Origin of the sequence: Accumulibacter sp., assembly GCF_029255145.1 — a bacterium.
Classification (GTDB): Bacteria; Pseudomonadota; Gammaproteobacteria; order Burkholderiales; family Rhodocyclaceae; genus Accumulibacter.
In genome coordinates this window covers 1-18,287 of sequence record NZ_JAPUVQ010000140.1, presented here as the reverse complement: position 1 = coordinate 18,287, position 18,287 = coordinate 1, and the positions used below count along the sequence as shown (strand labels likewise).

General features: G+C 65.5%; 14 protein-coding genes and 3 pseudogenes. 9 read left to right on the top strand and 8 right to left on the bottom strand.

Annotation, left to right across the window (positions count from 1 at the left end; translation table 11 throughout):
- Window positions 1-119 precede the first annotated feature (119 nt).
- The 6 genes and pseudogenes from Q1L50_RS17265 to aroG all read left to right on the top strand — a co-directional run.
- Window positions 120-458 (top strand): annotated as a pseudogene (locus Q1L50_RS17265) (C1 family peptidase); the annotation flags it as partial.
- A 689-nt stretch (window positions 459-1,147) separates the two neighbouring features.
- Window positions 1,148-1,534: a hemerythrin domain-containing protein gene (locus tag Q1L50_RS17260; protein WP_300341149.1), complete on the top strand. Its 387-nt coding sequence runs from the start codon at window positions 1,148-1,150 to the stop codon at window positions 1,532-1,534.
- 126 nt (window positions 1,535-1,660) lie between these two features.
- Entirely contained in the window at window positions 1,661-2,767 is a 1,107-nt protein-coding gene (locus tag Q1L50_RS17255; protein ID WP_300341147.1) for a two-component system response regulator, read from the top strand.
- 61 nt (window positions 2,768-2,828) lie between these two features.
- A complete protein-coding gene (locus Q1L50_RS17250) occupies window positions 2,829-3,650 on the top strand; it encodes a substrate-binding domain-containing protein (protein WP_300341144.1) in 822 nt (273 codons plus the stop codon).
- Window positions 3,647-6,859, top strand: a complete 3,213-nt coding sequence (locus tag Q1L50_RS17245; protein WP_300341142.1) for a PAS domain-containing hybrid sensor histidine kinase/response regulator — start codon at window positions 3,647-3,649, stop codon at window positions 6,857-6,859. The genes Q1L50_RS17250 and Q1L50_RS17245 overlap by 4 nt, the downstream gene beginning before the upstream one ends.
- A gap of 125 nt (window positions 6,860-6,984) precedes the next feature.
- Window positions 6,985-8,064 (top strand): 3-deoxy-7-phosphoheptulonate synthase AroG, encoded by a 1,080-nt coding sequence (gene aroG, locus Q1L50_RS17240; protein WP_300341139.1) that lies wholly within the window; start codon window positions 6,985-6,987, stop codon window positions 8,062-8,064.
- A 162-nt stretch (window positions 8,065-8,226) separates the two neighbouring features.
- On the opposite strand, the gene rpmG is transcribed toward aroG, so the two are convergent.
- From rpmG to Q1L50_RS17205, 7 genes and pseudogenes are all read right to left on the bottom strand, one after another.
- Window positions 8,227-8,382 carry a 50S ribosomal protein L33 gene (gene rpmG, locus Q1L50_RS17235; protein WP_169065911.1) on the bottom strand — a complete coding sequence of 52 codons (156 nt, stop codon included), beginning with the start codon at window positions 8,380-8,382 and terminating at the stop codon, window positions 8,227-8,229.
- 14 nt (window positions 8,383-8,396) lie between these two features.
- Window positions 8,397-8,630: a 50S ribosomal protein L28 gene (gene rpmB / locus Q1L50_RS17230; protein ID WP_300341156.1), complete on the bottom strand. Its 234-nt coding sequence runs from the start codon at window positions 8,628-8,630 to the stop codon at window positions 8,397-8,399.
- A 111-nt stretch (window positions 8,631-8,741) separates the two neighbouring features.
- Window positions 8,742-9,419, bottom strand: coding sequence for a DNA repair protein RadC (gene radC / locus Q1L50_RS17225; protein ID WP_300341153.1), 678 nt, complete (start codon window positions 9,417-9,419; stop codon window positions 8,742-8,744).
- A 120-nt stretch (window positions 9,420-9,539) separates the two neighbouring features.
- Window positions 9,540-9,725 (bottom strand): annotated as a pseudogene (locus tag Q1L50_RS17220) (PhnD/SsuA/transferrin family substrate-binding protein); the annotation flags it as partial.
- Window positions 9,726-9,820: 95 nt separating this feature from the next.
- Window positions 9,821-10,020, bottom strand: a pseudogene (locus Q1L50_RS17215) (IS5/IS1182 family transposase); the annotation flags it as partial.
- Between the two features lie 266 nt (window positions 10,021-10,286).
- Window positions 10,287-11,228: an AEC family transporter gene (locus Q1L50_RS17210; protein WP_300341136.1), complete on the bottom strand. Its 942-nt coding sequence runs from the start codon at window positions 11,226-11,228 to the stop codon at window positions 10,287-10,289.
- A 29-nt stretch (window positions 11,229-11,257) separates the two neighbouring features.
- Window positions 11,258-12,085, bottom strand: a complete 828-nt coding sequence (locus Q1L50_RS17205) for a crotonase/enoyl-CoA hydratase family protein (protein ID WP_300341133.1) — start codon at window positions 12,083-12,085, stop codon at window positions 11,258-11,260.
- 222 nt (window positions 12,086-12,307) lie between these two features.
- On the opposite strand from Q1L50_RS17205, the gene Q1L50_RS17200 reads away from it, so the two are divergent.
- Window positions 12,308-12,994 (top strand): RluA family pseudouridine synthase, encoded by a 687-nt coding sequence (locus tag Q1L50_RS17200; protein WP_300341151.1) that lies wholly within the window; start codon window positions 12,308-12,310, stop codon window positions 12,992-12,994.
- Window positions 12,995-13,128: 134 nt separating this feature from the next.
- Window positions 13,129-14,289 (top strand): NnrS family protein, encoded by a 1,161-nt coding sequence (locus Q1L50_RS17195; protein WP_300341130.1) that lies wholly within the window; start codon window positions 13,129-13,131, stop codon window positions 14,287-14,289.
- Between the two features lie 39 nt (window positions 14,290-14,328).
- Here the strand turns inward: Q1L50_RS17195 and Q1L50_RS17190 are convergent, their stop codons facing one another.
- Window positions 14,329-15,516, bottom strand: a complete 1,188-nt coding sequence (locus tag Q1L50_RS17190) for an MFS transporter (protein WP_300341127.1) — start codon at window positions 15,514-15,516, stop codon at window positions 14,329-14,331.
- 218 nt (window positions 15,517-15,734) lie between these two features.
- On the opposite strand from Q1L50_RS17190, the gene Q1L50_RS17185 reads away from it, so the two are divergent.
- On the top strand, window positions 15,735-18,122 hold the full coding sequence (locus Q1L50_RS17185; RefSeq protein ID WP_300341124.1) for a 2OG-Fe(II) oxygenase: 2,388 nt from the start codon (window positions 15,735-15,737) through the stop codon (window positions 18,120-18,122).
- The last annotated feature ends 165 nt before the right edge of the window (window positions 18,123-18,287 follow it).

Genomic DNA, 18,287 nt, shown 5'->3' with positions numbered 1-18,287 from the left:
CTTGCACTCCTAGCGACGCTTGGTCTATGCCATACGAAAATTATGGCCTTCGAAATAAAGTGCTACTCGCAATTCCGGAATTCTACCTACATTCCCGGCCGGGATCAGGAAATCTGAACTTGGCCGCAGGCTTGCCGTCGATGTTCGGTTTCGCCGTGTACAGCTCTATAGCGCAAGCGAACGCAACCGGCAGGATCTCCTATCCGGTCGCCGGCGAGAAGCTGGTCGGCGGGCATGCGATCGTCGCCGTCGGCTACGACAATGCCATGAAGATCAGGAATGCCGGCCCTGGCGCCACGGAAACTACCGGCGCCCTGTTGATCCGTAATTCCTGGGGCACCGGATGGGGAGCAAGTGGCTACGGCTGGCTGCCGTACGCCTATGTGCTCAAGGGTCTGGCCATCGACTGGTGGTCGCTGATCAAACAAGAGTGGGTCGATACCGGGAACTTCGGCTAGGTCAGGTGACGCGCCGGAGAGCCCGGCGACAGCCGCCGCAAGTGCGTAGGTCTTGACGTCGAAGAAAGCGCTTTCCCCGTCCATACGCCAACGCCTTGCGAACGCTCGTCGGTACCCTTGTTGGGCCGCGCGGCGCCGAGTCTGGGCAATTGCACGAAATCCTGTGCAAGACCCAGCAGACCGTCGGTGGTAGCGAACGCAGCGGCAATCAGACGCCGGACTTCGAGCCCGGCGTCTGTGATGCTCGTCCGCTGGGGCGAGATCACGGTAAAGGACTTCAGGCCTGACCGGCGCTCGCGGGAAAACCGGCACCAGGCACTCAAACTGCTTGCCGACGGGGCTGCGACGCACCTCCGGGCGCCGCAGTTCCCTGGTTCTACGACTTTATCGAACTGCAGTGGCTTGGCTCTGGTCCAATCGCCGCGTAGACCCGGTAAGAGGTGTCATGCAAGGGGTCGCCCGGCCGATGACACCGGAAACGCCGACGCCGCTGCCGACGATTGGATACAATCCGCCATTTCCTGCGCGTTTCGGGGGCCAGCGCGGGCGGTGCCTGCCAGCCCGGCCGCTGTCCGCTCGATGGGAGAGCGCGCCGCTGCAACCGGGGACAACAGCAATCGCCGGCCGAAGCTCTGTCGCCTGCCGGAGCAACGCTGACCGACACCGCATCATCGACAGGGGCAGTTGCCATGAAGCGCCACCAGACTCTGCGGGACCTCTCGCGGGAACACCATACCGCCCTGACGCTGGCGCTCGCCGCGCGCCGGGCGGCCACCTCGGGCGACTCGCGGCAGTTGGCAGCCTCCGCAAAGGCCTGCGGCGAGGTTTTCGCCACCCATCTTGAACCGCACTTCGTGGTCGAAGAAACGACCCTCCTGCCGGCGCTGGCCCGGGCCGGCGAACAAGCGCTGGTGGCGCGCACCTTGCGCGAGCACGCCGCCCTGCGTAGCCTGTGCGGTGAATTGCCAGGTGGCGGCGCGGCGACCCTGCTGCGCTTTGCCGAACTGCTGTCGGCGCACGTCCGCTTCGAGGAGCGGGAACTGTTCGAAGTCGCACAGGCGGGTCTTGAGCAATAGCCCGGCGCGCTTCCTGGCGATCGTGGCGCGCGCGCAACAGCTGCTTGTGACTTTGTTCCTGGCCAGCGCTTGGGGCAGCGGCAATGATGGACGCTGGCCGATCGCTGTTTCCCCGGCAGGACCCTGATGGCAACCGTTCTGATCGTCGATGACACCCCCGAGAACCTGTCGGTCCTGAGCGGCGTGCTCAGACCGCAGCACCGTGTCCGTGCCGTCAATTCGGGGCGACGGGCCTTGCAGGCTGCCGCCAGCCAGCCGCGGCCCGACCTGATCCTGCTCGACGTGATGATGCCCGAGATGGACGGCTACGAAGTGATCGGCCACTTGCGGGCGAACCCGGCGACGGCCGGTATTCCGGTGATCTTCGTCACCGCTCTCGATAACAGTGGCGATGAGGAGCGCGGGCTGGCGCTGGGCGCGGTGGACTACATTACCAAACCGATCAAGTCGTCGATCGTGATCGCCCGCGTTCGCGCACATCTCGAACTGAAGGCCGGCCGCGACCTGCTGCAGGAGAGAAACCACAGTCTGCAGCAGGAGATCACCCGGCGAATGGCGGAAAATCTCCTGATTCAGGATGTCAGCATCCTGGCACTGGCACGCCTGGCCGAGATCCGTGACCCCGAGACCGGCAACCACCTGCACCGCACCAAGGGCTACGTCCGTGCGCTGGCGATGGAATTGCGCTCGCATCCACGTTTCGCCGAATTCCTGACGCCGGAAAACATCGAGATTCTCGTCAAATCAGCACCCTTGCATGACATCGGCAAAGTCGGCATCCCTGATCACATTCTGCTCAAGCCCGGCAGGTTGAACGCGGACGAGTGGGAAACCATGAAGAAACACAGCCGCCTGGGCTACGAGGCGATCGAAAGGGCCGAGAAGGAGGCCGAGCAACCGATTGATTTCCTCAACATGGCCAAGGAAATCGCGCACTACCACCACGAGAAATGGGACGGCTCCGGCTACCCGGAGGGGCTCGCTGGCGAGGCGATCCCGATTTCGGCGCGCCTGATGGCGCTGGCCGACGTCTTCGACGCACTGATCGCTCAACGGGTGTACAAGCGGGGCTATCCACTCGAAGAAGCGCTGCGGATCATCCAGGACGGGCGCGGCAGCCACTTCGACCCGAACGTGGTCGATGCCTTTTTCGCCCGCCAGGACGAATTCCTCGCCATTGCCGCCAGACACGCGGACAACGAACTCCGCGCGACCTGCCACCTGCCAGGCTGAAGGCGTTGCCGCCTCGTTCATCCCTGATCACAAGACTCGTCCCCAGGCGGGAAGGAAACTCATGAAGAAGGTCTCGTGCCGGCCACTGATCGCCCTGCTCTGGCTGATCCTGCTCGCCGGCACGGCACGCGCCGAAGCCCTGTCGGTAGGCGGCACGGGGTCTGCCGAGCCGCTGGTCCGGCTGCTGTTCGCGGAATTCCGAAAGCAGGCCCCGGACGCCATGTTGAACCAGATCTCGCCACCGATCGGCTCGGGAAGCGCCCTCAAGGCTCTGGCTGCGGGGCGTATCGACCTGGCGGTCATCGGGCGGCAGCCGAAGCCTGAAGAGGCCAGTCGGGTCGGGCAGCAGTTCGCCCTTGCCACAACCGCATTCGTCCTGGCCTCGTCCGATGCGCCGCACAGCGGCGGCTTCACCGTCGACCAACTGGCCCGGATCTACGAAGGGCAGCTACTGACCTGGCCCGGCGGTTCACCGATCCGCCTGATCCTGCGCGCCCGCTTCGAGAGCGACACGCAAGTGCTCAGGGAGATGTCGCCGGCGATGGCCAAGGCCGTCGACGCCGCCTCGCTGCGACCCGGGATGGTTACCGCCGACAATGACCTCGACACGCTGCGGCTGCTGGCCAGGACCCCCGGTTCGCTCGGCCCGACGACCGTCGGCCTGCTGACGACCAGCAACACGCGTCTGGTCGTCCTGCCGATCAATGGCGTGGCGCCGTCGCTGGCAAACCTGAAGAACGGTAGCTACCCCTGGCGCAAGACGCTCACCGTCGTGCTGCCGCAGCAGCCCGGCGAGTTGGCCGAACGCTTCGCGACCTTCCTGCGCTCCGCCGCCGCCAGCCGCCTGCTGCAGGCTTACGACTACCTGCCCTACGGCCAATGAGTTCGCGCATCCACCAGCCCATGGTCAGGTTGCTGACGCGCCTGACCGCGACCTTGGCGCTGCTGGTCGCCGTGCTGCCGAGCGCCGCTTACTGGTTCCACGTTCGTACCAGCGTCGTCGAACGCCTCGACGAGTCCTTGCGCGTCCAGGCGCTGCTGGTCGAGGACTTCATCGCCGACCAGCCGCAGCAGTGGGATCTGGCATCAGACCGCATTCGCAGCCTGCTTGAACGCCACGAGTCTCCGAATACGCGGGTGCGCGTGTTCAACGAGGGCAATGAAGCCCTGATTGAATTCCCGCCGACCATCGCCTTGCCGGCTCTTTCACGAAGCCGGACATTGCACGCCTATGGCCAGCCGGTCGGCAAACTGACCATCGAAAGGGCGATCAACGGTGAGTTGCTGGCCGCCCTGCCGCTGCTCGCCGCCAGCCTGGGAATCGCCTGGCTGATCTGGGGACCCCTGCGCCGACTGCCGCTGGGCGCTCTTGCCGCTGCCCAGGCAGAGCTGCTGGCACGCGACCAATACCAGCGGGCGCTGCTCGACAACTTTCCGTTCATGGTCTGGCTGAAGGACACCGAGAGCCGTTTTCTGACCGTAAACCAACGCTTTGTCGAAACCCTTGGCCAGCCTTCGGCAGCGTCGCTGGTCGGCAAGACCGATGTCGATATCGCCCCTGCCGAACTGGCCGAGGCGTATCGCGCCGATGACCGGGCAACCCTGGCCGCCGGACACGCCAAACGCTTCGAGGAAGTCATGGAAATCAGCGGCGAGCAGCGCTGGTTCGAGACCTACAAGTCCCCGGTCTCGGTAGCCGGGAAGCTGATCGGCACCGTCGGCTACGCGCGCGACATCACGCAAAGCAAACTGGCAGCCGACGCCCTGCGAGAATCCGAGGAACGATTCCGCACGGTGCTCAACGAAGTCGATGCGATTGCCCTGCAAGGATACCTGGCTGACGGCACAACCCGCTTCTGGAACCCGGCATCAGAGAGACTGTACGGTTACTCGGCTGACGAAGCGATCGGCAGAAACCTGCTCGACCTGATCATTCCGCCAGAAATGCGCGCCGGCGTCAGGCAGGCGATCTCGGAGATGCATCGTACGGGGGTCGCGATTCCTCCGGAGGAGTTGTTCCTGATGCGCAAGGACGGCTCGCGCGTCGCGGTTTTTTCGAGTCATGTCCTGGTCCGGATTCCGGGACGCGCGCCGGAGATGTTCTGTATTGACGTCGACCTTACCGAGCGCAATCGCGCCGCCGCCGAACTCGAGCAGCACCGCCATCACCTCGAGGAACTGGTCCACTCGCGGACCGCCGAACTTGCCGAAGCGAAGGACGCGGCCGAAGCCGCAAACCGGGCCAAGAGCACTTTCCTGGCCAACATGAGCCACGAGATCCGCACCCCGATGAACGCCATCATCGGTCTCACGCACCTGCTCCAGAGAGACCTCACGCACCGCAGGCAACAGGTGCAGCTGGCGAAGGTCAGTCAGGCCGCGCAGCACTTGCTCGGGATCATCAACGACGTTCTCGACCTGTCGAAGATCGAAGCCGATCGGCTGACGCTTGAGGAGACCGACTTCTCGCTGCTGCGGGTGATCGACCACACGCTGAGCATGCTCGGCGAGCGCAGCCACGCCAAGGGTCTGCAGCTACACCGGGAAGTCGATCCGGCGATTCCTGCCCGTCTTCGCGGCGACCCCCTGCGGCTGGGGCAGATCCTGCTCAACTTCGTAAGCAACGCAGTCAAATTCTCGGAAAGCGGCCGGATTACCGTGCGTGCACGGCTGATCGAGCGGCAAGGCACTGCGGTACGAGTGCGCCTGGAGGTCGAGGACCAGGGAATCGGGATCACTGAAGCGCAGCAGGCGAACCTGTTCCAGCCTTTTTCGCAAGCCGACGAATCGACCACCCGCAAGCATGGTGGCACCGGTCTCGGCCTGGCGATCTGCAAACGGCTGGCGACGATGATGGGTGGCGAAGTCGGCGCCGACAGCGAACCGGGTATCGGCAGCGTCTTCTGGGTTACGGTCCGTCTTGAGCTGATCGCCAGCGACGATGGCAGCGCCGCCACTCGACAAGGCCTGGCGCTACCCGCCGCTGGTCAGGTTGCTGTGAATCGGATGCTCGCTGGCCACTGGCCGGGCGCTCGCGTGCTGCTCGCCGAGGACGATCGCCTGAGTCAGGAGGTGGCGCGCGAGTTGATGCTGAGCGCCGGGCTGAAGGTCGATGTCGTCGCCGACGGACAACAGGCCGTTGCGCGCGTCAGCGCCGCAACACCGGGGAGCGACGACGACTATTCGCTGGTCCTGATGGACATGCAGATGCCGGTGATGGACGGCCTGGCCGCGAGCCGCGCGATCCGTCGGCTACCGGGCCGCGAATCGCTGCCGATTGTGGCGATCACCGCCAACGCCTTCGCGGACGATCGTCAGCGCTGCCTTGACGCCGGCATGAGCGACCATCTTGCCAAACCGGTGGACCCGAGCAGGCTCTACGAGATGCTGCAACACTGGCTGCCGGCGCCGTCCGCGGCGGCCCCGTCGTCAGCCGCCAGCCCTCTGCAGGAGTCCGCCATCGCCGGGCAGCGGATCACCCTGCGCCGCATCACCGGCCTCGATGTCGACGCCGGACTGCAGGCCGCTGACGGTGACCGGTCGCTGTACCGGCGACTGCTGCAAATGCTCGCCAGCCAGCATGGCGGCGATGCCGGCAGGCTGCGCGCCCACCTCGCCGCCGATGAACAAGCGGCTGCGCGACGGCTGGTGCATACGCTCAAGGGCGTGGCGGCGACGGTCGGTGCCACGACCCTTCGCGAGCAGGCGCTGGCGCTCGAACTTGCGCTTCGCGACCAGGCTCCGGCAACCGCGCTGGCAGCGGCAATCGACGCCTTGGAGAGCACCCTTGTCACCCTGGCAGGCGCCGTCAGCAGCGTTGAGTCCAGCCAGCCGCCACCCACCGAGCGACAGCACCTGCCCGCCGATCAAGAACGCGTGGAGGAAATGATCGCGCAACTGGACTCGCTGCTGGCCGAGGACGATACCCGTGTCTGCGACCTGTGGTGCGAATCGGCAAGTCTTTTCGAGACCGCATTGGGGCCAGTCGCCGGCCGCCTCGGAAGCGCGATCGAGAATTTCGATTTCGCCAGGGCGCTGGAGACGCTGCGCCAAGCCAGACGGCCCAGCGCTTCGTCGACCGCGGCGCGGTGACCAGACGGCCGACCGTCCGGCAATGCGCGCTGCCCGTGCACGCACCACTGCGGCGCACGATCAAGCCCGCTTTCCATTAGAATCAAGCCCGCGGCCGCCCGGGCCGAAAGCCAGGAGGAGGCCCGATGACCTTGCAGAGCAAACCAAACACCGACGACGTTCGCATCAGAGAGATCAAGGAGCTGGTCCCGCCGGCCCACGTTTTCCGCGAATTTCCGGTCGGCGTCCGCGCTGCAACGACGACTTATGACGCACGCCAGGGCATCCATAGAATCCTGCACGGTGCCGACAACCGCTTGCTGGTGGTGATCGGCCCGTGCTCGATTCACGACGTCGATTCGGCCGTTGACTACGCAAGCCGCTTGCAGAAGGAAGTCCACCGCTTCGAAAACGATCTGCTGATCGTGATGCGCGTCTATTTCGAGAAACCTCGTACGACGGTCGGCTGGAAGGGGCTGATCAACGATCCGCGTCTCGACAACAGTTTCCGGATCAACGAGGGGCTGCGTCTGGCGCGCGGACTGCTGCTGCAGATCAACGACATGGGCCTGCCCTGTGCCACCGAGTTCCTCGATACGATCACGCCGCAATACACCGCCGACCTGATTGCCTGGGGAGCGATCGGCGCGCGCACGACCGAATCCCAGGTGCATCGCGAGCTGGCATCCGGGCTGTCCTGCCCGGTCGGCTTCAAGAACGGCACCGACGGCAACATACGGATCGCCATCGATGCAATCCGTGCCGCGCAGTCGCCGCATCATTTTCTCTCGGTCACCAAGGCCGGCCATTCGGCGATCGTGTCAACGGCCGGCAACGAGGACTGTCACGTCATCCTGCGCGGCGGCAAGGAACCGAATTATGCGGCGTCACAGGTAGACGCCGCGTGCAAGGAAATCGCCGCCGCCGGACTCGCCGCCCGCTTGATGATCGATACCTCGCATGCCAACAGCAGCAAGCGCTTCAAGCAGCAGGTCGAAGTCGCCCGAGACACCGCCAGCCAACTCGCTGCCGGCGACGAACGGATCATCGGCGTGATGATCGAATCGCACCTGGTCGAAGGGCGTCAGGATCTGGCGCCGGGGCAGGCACTCGAATACGGCAAGAGCATTACCGATGCCTGTCTCGGGTGGGAGGACTCGCTGACAGTCCTCGAACTGCTCGCCAAAGGGGTGCGCGCACGCCGTCTGGTTGAAGCCGCGGCGTAGGCCAGCGGCAGCGGCCGCGAGAAGCGAGGATCCGAAGCGGGCAGCGCAACGGCACCAGAAGCCAGCAGCGCGACAAAGCGGGGCCGCCGCTCTCGCCGCGCCCCGCCGGCTGGCGACCACAACGCCCCGTCAGCACCCCGCGAGCAGGCTCGCGAGAAACTCTCAGCGGAGCTTGATTTCCTTGTAGATCACGTGCTTGCGGACTTTTGGATCGTACTTCTTGATCTCCATCTTGCCGGGCATGGTGCGCTTGTTCTTGGTGGTCGTGTAGAAATGGCCGGTACCGGCGGTAGACTCGAGCTTGATCTTGTCACGCATGGCTGGTCTCCTTGTCAGATCTCGCCGCGCGCGCGCAAATCGGCGAGCACGACGTCGATGCCATTCTTGTCAATGGTCCGCAAACCGGCATTCGATACGCGCAAGCGCACCCAGCGGTTTTCGTTTTCGATCCAGAATCGGCGGTATTGCAGATTCGGAAGGAAGCGGCGCTTCGTCCTATTGTTGGCATGGGAAACATTGTTCCCCACCATCGGGCCCTTGCCCGTGACCTGGCAAACACGCGCCATGATTGTCGCTCCAATCGTCTGTGGGAAGAAAACCCGCGATTCTAGCCCAGGCAGCCGGTCCACTTCAAGCATTTTGGTGGATCGCTTACCGATCGGACGCACCGACACTGCCTAAAGCAGACCCCGCTCGGCAAACGACAGCGGCGGCGTTTGCGCAGCAACAATGAAATGATCGAGCACCCGCACCTCGACCAGCGCCAACACCTGTTTCAGCTCATTGGTCAGCAGTTCGTCGGCGCGCGACGGTTCGGCTACTCCCGAAGGGTGATTATGTGCCAGCACCACCGCCGCCGCATTGTGCCGCAGCGCCCGCTTGACCACTTCTCGTGGATAGACGCTGGTCTGCGTCAGCGTGCCACGAAACAGCTCTTCGGCGGCGATCAGCCGATTCTGCGCGTCGAGCCACAGGGCCATGAATACTTCGTGCTGCAGACCGGCGAGATGCAGCCGCAGGTAGTCGCGCACACCGCCCGGCGAAGCAAAGGTCACACCCTGCTTGAGCTGCTCGCCGAGCGCCCGCCGGGACATCTCCAGCACCGCCTGCAACTGCGCGTACTTCGCGGGCCCCATGCCGGGTATCGCCAAGAAGTCCACCTGGCTGGCGGCGAACAAGCGCGTCAGGCCGCCGAAGTGGCCAATCAACTCGCGCGCCAGATCGACCGCACTTCGGCCCCGGCTGCCGACGCGCAGGAAGATCGCCAGCAACTCGGAGTCCGACAGGGAAGCGGCACCCCGTGCCAGCAGTCGCTCGCGCGGCCGCTCGTCCTCGGGCCAGTCGGTAATCGCCATCTCGACACCTCGCGTGACATGTTCCGTCAGGGATTCTATCGACACTGGGCGGCCAGCGATACTTCCGATCAGCACCTGGTCGAGGTCGCCCGGGACCGTCCAGTTGTCGTCGAACCAAGGCGGCGCCGTGGCGATCACGCGCACCTTCGGATCGGCCTTCTTCTGTTCGACCAGCTTTTCCCATACCGACGCCTTGAGCACGCCGGCGTCGGCCTTGCCGGCAGCGACGAAGGCGACCGTCGCGTCGTGCGCGCCCTAGACAGCGACGTTCTTGAAGTCCTTCTCCGGACCGATCCCTTCCTCCATCAGGAAGTAACGTGGCATCAGGTGACCGGAAGTCGAAGACGGCGACCGAAGGCGAAGAGCTTGCCCGCGCTATCGGCCAGGGTCTTGATATGGCCTTCGGTGTCGGTCGCGTACTGAAAGCTGTAGGCCGGTCGAAAGCCCCATCGCCCATCTCCATGTCGCCCTCGTCGGCATCGGTAGTCGAGCTGCGCGCGTCATCCGGCTCCTTGCCCTGACCCTTCTTGATCGCTGCCGGTTCGGGCAGCCGGTCCAGGGCGGCGGCTTCAAGGCGCGCCTCGCGTTCGGCCACGGCGCGCTGACAGCGCATACTGAATTTCAGGAGCAATCGCCGGCTCGCCATTCGAGCTGCGTCCGGTTCGGCATCAACGCACGTGCCGACGCCTTGGGTAGCGCTGCCTTCGCAGCTTCCGGCGCGCTCGCGCCCACCGTCGGCATCGCGTCGCCGGGGAACAGGGTTTGCCTCGCGGGCGTGCTCGCCACCTGGAGGATGTAAATGACTTGGGCATCATGATCCCTGCACGCCGCTTGGCAGCGAGGCCCCGGGAATGTCTTCACGGACTCTCAACCACCACCGGTCAGGGTCATCGCCAGTGGCGTGCTCAGCGCCGCCAGCGCGGTCGACAACACCAGGCTGCTGGCTACCGGCCCCTCGAGGGTGTTGAACTGTCGCGACATCAGGTAAACGTTGGCTCCGACGGCCAGTGAGGCGAGCAGCACCACCACCCGCGTCTCCATCGCCGGCAAGCCGATCAGCAGCGCCAGCAGCCAGACCACCAGCGGCTGCACGATCAACTTCAGGAAGCAGATCGCAACGCTGATCCGCCAGCCGGCGCGCACACCGTACTCGGCCAGCCCCATGCCGAGAACGATCAGTGCCATCGGCGCTGCTGCCTGCGCCAACAGGCTCAACGGTTGCCCGAGCAGCGTCGGCAGCGGCCAGCCGGTCAACCCGAACAGGGCGCCGGAAAGGATGCCCGCGACGATCGGATTGGTCAGCACGCCACGCGCCGTCTTGGCGAAACCGCGCACCGAGAAACTGCCGTGCCGCGCCCACTCGATCGACACGCTGACCAGCGTCCACAGGATCAGCGCGTTGAACACCAGCACCAGCGCTACCGACGGGATGGCCGCCTCGCCGAGCGCGACCTTGGCCAGCGGCAGGCCGAGCAGGACGTTGTTCGAAAAGATGCCGCCCATGGCGAACACCGACTGCCCGGTGCCGTCAAGCGCGAACAGCCGCCAGGCGACCAGCCGGCCGATCGCGAAAACGATCAGACAACCGCCGAAGAAAGCGATCAGCAAGCGTGCGTCCACCGCCGGCAGCTTCGAGAAATCGCTCATCATCCGGAAGAGCATCGCCGGCAGGGCGACCGAAAAGACGAAGCGTGCGAGGTTCTCTGACATCGACGGCGGCCAGGCGCAAGCGCGCATCAGCAGGTAACCGCCCAGCACCAGAACGAACAGCGGCGCGGCCAGCCCGACATGGTGGGCAAGCGTGTCCATGGCCGACGATTCGAAAGGATTCGCGCGCTTCAGTCGCAGAAGCGCGGCGGCCGTTTGTCGCGCATCGCCGCCATCGCTTCTTCGAGATCGGCGGACATCAGCATCGCCGCGTTCCAGGTGGCAACCTGATTGAGGCCATCGGCCACCGAATGGTCACGCCCGTAGTTGAGCATTTCCTTGGTCCCGCGAATGGCTAGCGGCGACTTGGCGGCGATTGTTCTGGCGATCTGCAGAACCCCTTCGAGCAGGATCTCGGGCGTTTCGAAGAGCTGGTTGACCAGCCCGATCAGCTTGGCCTCGAAGCCATCGACGGCACGACCGGTGTAGGCCATCTCGCGGGCGATGCCGTCGGCAACCAGGCGCGGCAGACGCTGTAGCGTGCCGACATCGGCGGTCATCCCGACGTCTATCTCGCGCACCGAGAATTGCACGTCGGCCGCCGCGTAACGCATGTCGCAGCAGGTCACCAGATCGATCGCGCCGCCGATGCAGCCGCCCTGAATCGCCGCCAGCACCGGCTTGCGGCAGCGCTCGACGCTGGTCAGACAGTCCTGCAGCTCGAGAATCACTCGGCGTAGAGCCTCGTGGCTGCGCGCCGGGTCGGCGTGCGCGACCGTCCGGCCAACGCCGGCAAGCATCGCCAGATCGATCCCGGCGCAGAAATTGCGGCCAGCGCCGCTGAGGATCGCGACGCGCACCTCGGGCGTCGCATCCGCCCAAGCGAAGGCAATACGCAGCTCCCGCCACATCGCCTCGTTGATCGCGTTCGAGCGCTCCGGCCGATTCAGCCTGATTTCGGCTACACCCTCGTTCAGCTCGATGGCGATGGTCGTCAACTGTGGGATGGCAGCAGTCAAGTTGTTCTCCTGGGAATTCTGGTCATTGAACGCCGGCGCCGCATCGCCCTGCGCGCCGCGCACCGCAGCTCACCGTAGCGCGCAAGACAGCGGCCGGGACAAGTCTAATTGATTTGCCGCCTCGCCCGGCGAGGGCAAATGGCGCGACAATCCGACCTCTTGCTCCGGGCACGCCTGGGCGCCACTTTCAGCACCCATCTGCGCCGCATGAACCAGACCACCATGGCACCCGTAGCCGCCGCCACCAGCCTCTCCGCGCACGATCAGGGGCCCGACATCCTCTACGTCGACGCCTCCGTGCTGGTGGTCAACAAACCTGCCGGACTGCTCTCGGTGCCCGGTCGCGGCGAAGACAAGCAGGACTGCCTGGAACGGCGGCTCCAGGCACCCTTTCCCGATGCGCTGACCGTTCATCGCCTGGACATGCACACCTCAGGTCTGCTGGTCCTGGCGCGAGGAAAGGAGATGCAGCGGCGGTTGAGCTTGCTGTTCGCCAACCGGCAGGTCGACAAACGCTACCTGGCGGTGGTCACCGGCAAACTGCCCGCGGTGAGTGGCGAAATCGACCTGCCGCTGAGCGCCGACTGGCCCAACCGCCCCCGCCAGAAAGTCGACCACGTGGCCGGCAAGCGCTCGCTCACCCGCTACCTGGTGCTCGGCCACGACCCCGCCGTCAACACCTCGCGCCTGACGCTGGTCCCCGAGACCGGACGCACGCACCAGTTGCGCGTGCACCTGCAGGCGCTGGGTCACCCGATCGTCGGCGACCTGCTCTACGGCGAAGCTCGGTACGGCGGAGCGGCAAGCGCGGCCAGTGCCCAGCGCCTGCTGCTGCACGCCGAGCAGCTGGCTTTCGCCCACCCCGAAAGCGGCGAGCGCCACTGCTTTTTGTGCCCGGCGCCGTTCTAGATCAAAGCCAGGCGCCCCCCCTGCGCGAGAATCGCCGACGGGCACCGTACAGCTTCACAATGTACCAATGAGCACCGGCTACCATGGCAGATCCCGCCCTTGGTCCACGAACCCCTTCAACCAGGCTGCTGAACATGCAATTTTCGACCCAACCCCTATGGCTGGTCGGCTTCAGACCCTTCTTTGCTCTGGCCTGCCTGTCCGGACTCGCCCTGCCGGTACTGTGGGCGCTGTTTTTCTCGGGCACGCTGACGCCGCCGCCGGCGCCGTTCTCGCCGACCCAGTGGCACGCCCATGAAATGTTCTTCGGCTTCGGCTGGGCGGTGATGGGCGGCTTCCTGCTGACCTCGACCAAGAACTGGGTGAAGATCCGCGGCTACCACGGCGTCGCCCTGATCCTGCTGGTCGGCGCCTGGCTGCTCGAACGCGCCGGCATGTGGTTTGCAGGCGCCCTGCCGCCGCTTGTCTTTCGTCTCTCCAGCAATCTCTTCCTGGCTTCGATTGTCGCGATGCTGCTGTGGTCGCTGATTCGCCACCGCCAGAGCGATTCCTTCCGTGACAACTACTTCTTCCTGATCATTCTGCCGCTGTTCCTGGTCGCCAAGAACCTGCTGCTCAGCGACGGTCATTTTCAGGCCGGCGCGAGCATGACCATGGGACTTTTCCGGGTCGCATTTCTGGTCATGCTCGAACGAACGCTGACCCAGTTCATGAAGAACGCGCTGCAGGCCACCATCCTGCGCAATGCGCTACTGGACACCGGCATCAAGCTGCTGGCGCTGCTGCTGGTGGTCGCCAGCCTGCTGCCGGTAGCGGTCGCCGCGTGGATCGGCCTGCTGCTGGGGCTGCTGCTGCTCGGCCGCTTCGTCTATTGGAAGCCACAACTCGCGCTGCGCCGGCTGGACATCGGGATCATGTACCTGGGCTACCTGGCGATCGTCGCGCAACTGCTGCTGCAATTCATCGACTACCTCGTGCAGCCGGGGTGGATCGGCTCGGTGCCGCTGCACGTGTTCACCTTCGGCGCCATGGGCTTGATCATCCCGGCGATGCTGATCCGCATCGTGAACGGGCACACTGGCAGAAAGGTCGTTTTCGATCGCCTCGACAAGACCGTGCTGTGGATCATGATTGCCGGTTTCGTGATCCGCATCGTCGTGCCGCAGATAGACCCGGCCGGCTACCTGCACTGGATCAGCCTGGCTGCGGCGAGCTGGTTCGTCTCTTTTTCGATCCTCGCCTGGCGCTATATCCCGTACCTTCTGCAAGCACGGGTCGACGGCAGGGAACACTGAGCCAGGCCAACCCCGCTTCCGCTCCACCTCTGGCCGACGCTAGGCGGACCGCAACGGCCGCAGCAAGAGCGCCGCAGCGCACCACAAGGCGACCGGCAACGCGTCAAGCAGAGCAGCGCCGCTAGCCGCCGCGCCGCCCGAGGCCGCCAGGCCGAAGCGCGAAAACGTCGCCACCGCCAGCACCGCCATCAAGGCGCCGGTGCTGCGGCCGGTCTGCAGCGGATGGCCGCGCTCGCCAGCCAGGCCGATCGACGCACAAAGGATGAAGGCCCAGAAAACGCCGGCGACGATCTGGCTCACCACGAGGGCGGCCAGCGACGCGGCGAACGCCGCGCCGGCGAGCGCCAGCGCCCCAAGCGCGCACGCCAGCTTCAGAACGGGCAACTCGCCGCGGCTCCCAACCACGCGACCGACCGCCAGCAGGCCGAAACTGAAGCCAACCCAGAAGACCGGCAGCAGCCAGGGCAGCAAGGCCGGATCGGCCAGCCGCTTGAACTGCGCCGCCGAATTGATCGCCGTATGGATCTGCTGCCCGAAGGCAAGCAGCAAAGCGAGCAACAGCAGGAAAGCCCAGGCGGCCCGCGCCGGCTCGCCAGGCTTCGTTGCCGCCACCCGAGCCGTGGGCAGCGGCTGCTCGCTGGCCGGCAAGCCACGTTCGACCCGGACCAGCGCCAGCGCCGAGACGCCGACCGCCAGCGCACTGAACGCGAAAGGCAGTGACGGATCGACGCCCTTGAGAACGATCGCCAGGTAAGGCGCCAGCGCCGACGCCACCGCCAGCCCAAGCAGCTGGATGCCGGCCAGACGAGAAAGCGCCGAACGCCCCGCGCAGCGCGAGAGCAGCACGTACGGCGGCGCGCGCAAGGCCGACGAGGTCGCTACCCAGACGGCGGTCGCCAGCAGCAGGAGCGTCGGCGTCGCCGCCAGCCAGGGCAGCAGCAGCATCGCGACCGCCGAGACTGCCGAGAGCAGCACCAGCGTCGGCCCGATCGTGCGCAACGCCAAACGCGCCCGGTCAACCGCGACCCCGACCGACCAGTCGGCAAGCGCAAAGATCAACTGGTCGGCGGCAAGAATCCACGGCAGATAACGCTTGTCGATGCCACCGCGTGCCAGGAGTTCGGGCAGAAAGATGACGTAGACCACCCAACTCAGCGAGAAGAAGAACTCCACCCCTGCCAGCAGCCAGGCAGCGCGGGTATTTCGAAGAGAAGGCACGGTCGTCATTGACGCAATCGTGGCACGAAAAACCGGGCGGAGGAAAGCGTGATGCGCTGCCACTGGATCGGTGTGGGCTGGCCGCGTGCGCTTGCTCGGCCATTCTGCCTGGTGGTCGGATCGACTATAGTTCGTCCTCGGGAGACGGCCGACCAGCAAGGAGCCCGTCACACGCCGGCGGCAGCAAGCTGGGCCCACGTTACACCCCTCAACCGCGAATGAAACCAATGCCAACGACCACCCGCGATCTCGCCAGTATCCTGCAAACCGTCCACCGCCCAGGTGATTTCCACGCCACGGGTCGCAGCGACATTTTCCCGCCGCAGCTCGAAGTGGCGGGAGTCGGCACCATTTCATTGCCGCTATTGCCGACGCAGGCCGAACAACTGGTCGCTGTCGCCGAACCCGCCCCCTATGGTCGCGGCAGCGAGACCCTGATCGATACCGATGTCCGGCGGACCTGGCAGATCGGCGCCGACCGCGTCCACATCGGCGGTCGGCACTGGCCACAGAGCCTGGCGGCCATCGTTGCCCGCAGCGCCGCCGGCCTGGGGGTGAGCGAAGCCGTCTCGGCCGAGCTCTACAAGATGCTGATCTACGATACCGGCAGCTTCTTCGTCCGCCATCGCGACACCGAAAAAGCGCCAGGGATGTTCGCCACCCTGGTCGTCGTTTTGCCGTCGATCTACTCCGGCGGCGAACTGGTGATCCGTCATCGCGACCGCGAGGTCTGCCTCGACCTCTCCACCCAGGACAGCGCGGAAGTGGCCTTCGCCGCTTTCTACGCCGACTGCTGGCACGAAGTCCGGCCGATCAGCTCCGGCTGTCGGCTGGCGCTGATCTACAACCTGATTCGTCAGGGTCCGGGCAAACTGCCCGGGCCGCCGGCGTACGACGCTGAAGAGCAGCGCCTGACCGGCTTGCTTCGCCGTTGGGCCGCCGAGCTGGCGGCAACAGAAAGCGACGCGCCAGGTGACTGTCCCGGGAAACTGATCTATCCGCTGGAGCACGCTTACACGCCGGCGGAGATCGGCTTCACCCGGCTGAAGAACGCCGACGCCGCCGTCGCCACCGTGCTGGTGGCGGCTGCCAAATTGGCCGACTGCGAAGTCCACCTGGCTTTCGTTGCCATCGAAGAGAGCGGCAGCGCCGAGCATTCCTACTCTTATGCAAGCTCACGGAGGCGCTATTCGCCAGCCGACGACCGCGACGAGGACTTCGAGGTCGGCGAGGTCTACGAGCGCTCGCTGACGCTGTCAGACTGGCAAACACCCGACGGCAGCCGGCCAGCGCTGAGCGCGTTGCCCTTCAAGGAGGACGAACTCTGCCCACCGGATGCCATGGACGACGAGGAGCCCGACGAACAGCTCTTTTTCGAAGCCACCGGTAACGAAGGCGCCACCTTCGAGCGCAGCTATCGCCGCGCCGCTCTCGTTCTCTGGCCGCGCGCCAGGAAGCTCAACGTGATCGTCGGAGCGGGCCGGGAGATCGGCCTGGCCTACCTGGAAGGATTGGCCAAGTGCTGGGCCGCAAGCAACGAGGACCTCGGCTCGCCGCTCTGGGAGGAAGCGCACCGGCTCGCCGGCCTGCTGATCGACCGAACGGGCGATGGTGGCCATTGGCCGGCGCCGGTCTGGCCACCCACCACTGCCCCGGGCCAAGCGGCCAGAATGGTCGCCAGCTTGTGCCAGTTGCACGACACGGACAACATCGCCTCGTTCATGGCCAAAGTCTCCGCCAACGGCCACTACCGCAGCGATGACAACGAGGCACTGGTCGACGCCGCCATGCTGCTGCCGCCAAAGCAGGCGGCCGAGTTGCTCGAACGCATCATCACCCGAAACACCCGGCAGGAAGCCAACGGCTGCGCCGAGCTGCTCGAACGCTTCTCTGCCCGCCTGGCTGCCGACCCCGCTGCTGAGATCCCGCCTTCCTCTGCAGGCGTTGCCGCTGCCGGCGCCTGTGGCGCACTCTTGCAGCCGGCTGCGGCTGCGCTGCTCGCCGCTCTCCCGGGCGATCCGGCGCTCGCGCCCAAGCCGGAAGGCTGGCAACGGCCCACGCGGGTGACGCCGGCACTGGTCGTCGATCTGCTGACAGCGCTGTGCCGCCTTGGCGACCTCGCGCCGGGCGAACGCGCCGTGGACCACCTGTTGGCCTGGCCCGAAACCTTTGCTGCCGACGCCATCCTCGTTCCCGCCGCCTTGCGCCTGGCCGAACACGCCGGCGCTGTCCGCGACTGGGCACCAACCCGACGTCTCAAGGCCGTCGTGGTCGACCACCTCGACCAACGCATCGCCGAAGCGCTCACTGCCCCGGCGGACTTCACCCGCGCCAGCCAAATCGCCTGCGAGTGCAACTATTGCGCCGACCTCGCCGCCTTCCTGGCCGACCCGCTTCGCAAGACCTGGGTTTTCAAGGCCGCACAAGCGCACCGCAGCCACGTCGAAGACTCGATTCGCCGCCATCCTTGCGATGTCGATCAGGCCACCGAGCGCCGCGGCAGCCCGCACGCGCTGGTGTGCACCAAGAATCAGGCCAGCTTCGAGCGGCGACTGGCGCAGCGCAAGGCAGATCTCGCGAACAGGGCACGATTGACCAAGTCTGCCGAAAGCTGACCGCCGGACGTGGCGCGTCCTGGTAAACGACAGTGGGGGTGGGCGTTGGTGCATAAATCCAATTTTTAGATCAGAATGTGGGGGACTTCTTTCCGGAGGTGACGTTCTGACGCTCATTGGTGGTGGCTAGTGTTCAAATTCCGCTTCAAGTCGCAGGAGAAGTGG

Coding starts and splice junctions, on each gene's coding strand:
- Q1L50_RS17210 (WP_300341136.1), bottom strand. CDS start 11,228: ATGGACACGCTTGCCCACCATGTCGGGCTGGCCGCGCCGCTGTTCGTT.
- Q1L50_RS17255 (WP_300341147.1), top strand. CDS start 1,661: ATGGCAACCGTTCTGATCGTCGATGACACCCCCGAGAACCTGTCGGTC.
- rpmB (WP_300341156.1), bottom strand. CDS start 8,630: ATGGCGCGTGTTTGCCAGGTCACGGGCAAGGGCCCGATGGTGGGGAAC.
- Q1L50_RS17245 (WP_300341142.1), top strand. CDS start 3,647: ATGAGTTCGCGCATCCACCAGCCCATGGTCAGGTTGCTGACGCGCCTG.
- Q1L50_RS17250 (WP_300341144.1), top strand. CDS start 2,829: ATGAAGAAGGTCTCGTGCCGGCCACTGATCGCCCTGCTCTGGCTGATC.
- Q1L50_RS17185 (WP_300341124.1), top strand. CDS start 15,735: ATGCCAACGACCACCCGCGATCTCGCCAGTATCCTGCAAACCGTCCAC.
- radC (WP_300341153.1), bottom strand. CDS start 9,419: ATGGCGATTACCGACTGGCCCGAGGACGAGCGGCCGCGCGAGCGACTG.
- Q1L50_RS17195 (WP_300341130.1), top strand. CDS start 13,129: ATGCAATTTTCGACCCAACCCCTATGGCTGGTCGGCTTCAGACCCTTC.
- Q1L50_RS17200 (WP_300341151.1), top strand. CDS start 12,308: ATGGCACCCGTAGCCGCCGCCACCAGCCTCTCCGCGCACGATCAGGGG.
- rpmG (WP_169065911.1), bottom strand. CDS start 8,382: ATGCGTGACAAGATCAAGCTCGAGTCTACCGCCGGTACCGGCCATTTC.
- Q1L50_RS17260 (WP_300341149.1), top strand. CDS start 1,148: ATGAAGCGCCACCAGACTCTGCGGGACCTCTCGCGGGAACACCATACC.
- Q1L50_RS17190 (WP_300341127.1), bottom strand. CDS start 15,516: ATGACGACCGTGCCTTCTCTTCGAAATACCCGCGCTGCCTGGCTGCTG.
- aroG (WP_300341139.1), top strand. CDS start 6,985: ATGACCTTGCAGAGCAAACCAAACACCGACGACGTTCGCATCAGAGAG.